Source organism: Rhodococcus sp. P14, assembly GCF_000256505.1.
GTDB classification, from domain to species: domain Bacteria; phylum Actinomycetota; class Actinomycetes; order Mycobacteriales; family Mycobacteriaceae; genus Rhodococcus; species Rhodococcus ruber.
Genome location: NZ_AJFC01000339.1, coordinates 1 through 4,338, shown reverse-complemented (window position 1 = coordinate 4,338; position 4,338 = coordinate 1). Strand labels below are relative to the sequence as shown.

Below are 4,338 nucleotides of genomic sequence, written 5' to 3'. Positions count from 1 at the left end.
GTGCCCCTCGTGACCGTGCCCCTCGTGACACAGCGCGCTCGAGCAGGCGTTCCATCCGAAGTGGTGCAACTCGTTGCCCGCCGTCGGCAGCTCGGTCCAGCCGATCACACCACCGTATGTCGGCGAACCCGGCTCGCAATCGACCACTGCGATCGCGTCCTTCGCCCGGCCGGCCGGATCGAAGGCAGCCACATAGGCAAGCCGCTCGGGCGCGGCTGCCACGGCGTCACTCGGGCTGCGGTAGAACGTGGGATCTGTCGTCGCAGACATGAATCCTCCTCGACTCGGACCTGTCCGCCGGGCCACGCTCGGTGGTCCACGGTCGGTCGACGTCACAGGTAGGCATGCCTTCTCCCTGATTCTCCGCCGCGCAGGACCGCATGTCGACCCTCCACGGTCGGGCTGCCCGGCGGTCGGCACCCGACACGGGAAGACCCCCGGGATCGTCGATCCCGGGGGTCTCGTGCCAACCGCTACCGCAGGAGGCGGACCCGGCCTGCCTCACGCCGGGGCGCCGGATCAGGCGCGCGCGTTTCCGGCCTTCCACGTCGACCACGGAATGTTCCAGTCCCCGAGTCCCTCGGTGCCCGAGAGGATGCCGCCGACGGTGTTCTGCACGACGACGATGTCACCGCGCTTGGTGTTGTCGAAGATCCACTTGGCGTTGGCCGGGCTCAGGTTGAGGCAGCCGTGGCTGACGTTGCGCACGCCCTGGTCGCCGAGGGACCACGGCGCCGAATGGAAGAAGATCCCGCTGTAGGACATCCGCGTCGCCCAGTCCACCGGGGTCCGGTACCCCTCCGCGGAGTCGACGGCGACGCCGTAGGTCGACGAGTCCATCACCAGATGCTCGAACCGGTCGCCGATCGTGTACACGCCGTTGGGGGTGGGCGTGCCGTCCTTGCCCATGGACGTGGGCATCGTCATCACGTCGACCCCGTTGCGGTTGACGGTGACCTGCTTGGTGTTGTCGTCGGCGGTGATGACCACCGCATCGCCGATCGTGAAGCTCGAGTGCACGTCCGACTGGCCGAACAGACCGTCGCCCAGATCGCGACCGTAGACCTTCACGTCCACCGTCACCCTCGTGCCCGGCGCCCAGTAGTTCTCGGGCCGCCACCGCACCTCACGGTTGCTCAGCCAGTAGAACGCGCCGTCGACCGGCGGCTCGGTGACGACGGTGATGGCCTGCTCGGCAGCGAGACGATCGGGGATGTTCTCGTCGAACTGGATCGCGACGGGCTGGCCGATGCCGACGACCGCGCCCTCACCCGGCATCACGTACGGCTGGGTGAGATTTCCCGGGGCGCTGGTGGTGAACGAGACGACGGTCGTCGTCGCTCCACCGAGCCCGTACGCGACGGCCTCGAGCCGGTACTGCCGGCTGTAGCCGAGCGGCTCGGTGTTGGCCCACGTGGCTCCGTCCGGACCGAGTGCCCCGGCTACGGGTTCCCCGTCCGGGTTGAGCAGCGTGACGGACTCGAGCTTGCCGTTGACCACCGAGACGGTCACCGGCTCGATGGGCGAGAAGCCGACTCCCCCGTCGACCACGCTCGCCGAGACCGTGGGCTTGATGAGCGCGGCGAGGGGATTCGAATCGATCGGCACCTCCTCGGCCCCGCCGGCGCCGGACGCGCCGGAGCAGGCCGTGACGAAGGTCATGACGCCGACCAACACCGCCCCGAGCACCGCCGCGACGGCATGCCGATTCCGCCGGCGGCGCGGCGCCGCACTGTTCCCAACCACTCTCACCCTCCGATTCCGGGCCTCCCCCGGGCCGCAAAACTGCACGTCGATGCGCGTGCGTTCGATGATGCCAGCCCCGCTCGAGGCACAGCCGCCGCGACGTCGACGACGCGAATAACGTTCGAATACCAATCGCCGCCGGCCCCCTCGGCGTTACGTCCCGCTTCCACCGAAATGCGGCATGACCAGCCGATTTGGTGCGCTCCTGGAAGGTGTGTAGTCTTTCCTTCGTCGCCGGGACAACGCCCCGGAGACGCACCGCCAAGCGCCATTAGCTCAATTGGCAGAGCAGCTGACTCTTAATCAGCGGGTTCGGGGTTCGAGTCCCTGATGGCGCACAGCACGAAGGAAGGCCGGCGATCTGCGAGATCGCCGGCCTTCCTTCTTCTTTCCGTCGTGTCCGCTGTCATCCCCGTCCAGCCCGACACGAACTCGTGCATCCCGCGAAGCAGGTCCCGCCGATCCGGCACTTCGCCGGCGGTGTCGTACACAGATTTCCCCTGTGCGGGATGACGGACTGCACAATTCGCCCGATGCGAGCGCTCGGCCGTCGCGAACAAACTGGGGCCATGTTCACGAAGAGCATTGTGCGAGACGCTGGGACGTCGGCGGACGACGGCCACGCGGGCCTGCGAGCATGGTACGAACGAGTGCTTCCGGAGGGCTCGGGATACAGCCGCAGGGTGGAATCGGACTTGCCCACCCGAGTGCACGTCCTGGAGAAGGGCGCCGGACCGCCGATGATCCTGCTCCACGGCACCGGGGTCGCTGCCGGATTCTTTCTGCCGCTACTCGCCGAACTCGACGGCGTCCGCGCGATTGCCCCGGACCTGCCCGGCCGGGGCCTCAGCGACCCGATCGACCACCCCCGACGGCACTTCCGCACAGCGGCGGTCGGGTGGCTGGATCGCCTGCTCGACGTCCTCGGCCTCGAAGAGACCGTGCTGCTCGGGCACTCCGCGGGCGGTGTGTGGGCCACCTGGTACGCACTCGCGCACCCGGAGCGGGTCGGCCGGCTCGTACTAGTCGGGCCGCCCGCCTTTCCGGGGACGCGGTGCCCGCTGCCGCACCGGGTACTCGCCACTCCGGGGCTCGGCAGGCTGGCGGCCGGTCTCGTTCCGCCCGGCCGGGAGTCCGTGCTCCGGTTTGCCGCCGTCATGGGGGAACGCGCGACGCTGGTCCGGCATCCCGACCTGATCGATCTGCTCGTTGCCATGCGCAGAGACCCCGTCGCCGAGTCGGCCGCGCGCGACGAGATACACGCACTCGTGTCTCCCCTGGCATTGCTGACGCCGTCCGGGTTCCGCCGGCGGACGCGCGTACGTCCCGATGAACTCGGCCGCCTGACCATGCCCACGCTTCTCGTCTGGGGCCGCGACGAGCCGCTCGGCGGCGTCGCCGTGGCCCGTGGGGTGACCGACCTGATCCCCTCGGCGAAGCTGGCAGTCCTCCCGGGCGGACACGCGCCCTGGCTGGGGCAGCCCGCGCAGACAGCTGTCGTGATCCTCGATTTCCTCCGTTAACGCCTCTCCTTCCAGAAGGAGATTCCCGACTCAGACCGCAACCGCTCGACGACCAGGCCGCCGGCAGAGACATCGGCGTCGAACTTCGCCATCCACGCCCCCACACCGTCCGGGTAGAAGACCTCGTCCCAGGCCGCATAGAGCGAGTTGGTGGCGTAGACCCGACGCCCGTCGCGACTGATCTCCACCATCTGCGGGCCTCCCGCGATCGGGAGGTCCGGAACCGCCGAATGCGGCGCGCGGCCCACGATCCCACCGAGGCGCACCGATGCCGTCTCCCGCGGGTGGAATGGGTCGCCGACGTCGTACTGCTTGAGTTCTCCGGTGCCCCAACACGAGACGTACAGCCAACGGTCGTCGACCGACAGGTCGATGTCGGAGACGAGCGGCGGTACCGCGCCGAAGGGTTTCAGCGCCGGCGGCAGATCGTCGGGGTCGGCCGGCTCCGCCGGAATGGTGATCACCTTCTCCACCGCCCACCGGTCGTCGCTCTTGTGCCACATCCACACCGACGCCGACAGATCCTCCACGCTGATGACGACGCCCACGAACCCGAACGCCGCGGAAGGATTGTGCGCCGGACGGAGTTCGAGAACCATCTGATGCTCGTCGCCGAGATCGATGCGCTGCGTCGGCTTGCGCTCGGACATGCTCCAGAAATTCAGATGGTGTCCGAACCTGCGGCCGAGGAGGTCCTCGGCGTTCAGTCCGTTCTCGATCATCGACGGCGTGGCCCACTCGGAGGTGATCACCGTGTCGTGCTTCAGGTGCCACCACACGTCGTACGCCAGGGACTGCTCGCCGTGCTCGGCCTCCCAGGCTCCGATGACGTCGAACGTGTCGTGGTCGAGCAGCGCGACACCACCCGGACCCTCGGCGCCGTCGGCGCCTCCCAGGGCGGACATGAAGATGCCACCCGGTCCACAATGCACCGTGTGCGGCCGCGAGTATCCCGCCTTCGTGGCGAGCTCGGCGGCCTCGATCGTGCGTGTCACCACCGGGTGCCGCGCATCGGGTTTGGTGTCGAGGATGTACGTTCTCGACGAGCGGATGCCCGGCACCACCAGGT

General features: G+C 68.6%; 4 protein-coding genes and 1 tRNA gene. 2 read left to right on the top strand and 3 right to left on the bottom strand.

The features are described from left to right. Positions 1-270 (bottom strand): 56kDa selenium binding protein (SBP56) (locus tag OEY_RS0124200; RefSeq protein ID WP_010596336.1); only part of this gene is annotated, 270 nt, incomplete at its 3' end. A gap of 249 nt (positions 271-519) precedes the next feature. Beyond that, complete coding sequence (locus tag OEY_RS0124195; RefSeq protein WP_225223300.1) at positions 520-1,662, bottom strand: L,D-transpeptidase; 1,143 nt, start codon at positions 1,660-1,662, stop codon at positions 520-522. A 349-nt stretch (positions 1,663-2,011) separates the two neighbouring features. Here OEY_RS0124195 and OEY_RS0124190 point away from each other — a divergent pair. After that, positions 2,012-2,084: transfer RNA gene (locus OEY_RS0124190), tRNA-Lys, on the top strand. A gap of 345 nt (positions 2,085-2,429) precedes the next feature. Then, positions 2,430-3,269: an alpha/beta fold hydrolase gene (locus tag OEY_RS0124185; protein ID WP_010596334.1), complete on the top strand. Its 840-nt coding sequence runs from the start codon at positions 2,430-2,432 to the stop codon at positions 3,267-3,269. Here OEY_RS0124185 and OEY_RS29050 read toward each other — a convergent pair. Beyond that, positions 3,266-4,338: selenium-binding protein SBP56-related protein (locus tag OEY_RS29050; protein ID WP_051009411.1), on the bottom strand; the 1,073-nt coding region annotated here is incomplete at its 5' end. The two genes, OEY_RS0124185 and OEY_RS29050, sit on opposite strands and share 4 nt — an antisense overlap.

Bases quoted from the DNA above. Each gene is read 5' to 3' on its own strand.
- OEY_RS0124195 (WP_225223300.1), bottom strand. From the start codon at position 1,662: ATGACCTTCGTCACGGCCTGCTCCGGCGCGTCCGGCGCCGGCGGGGCC.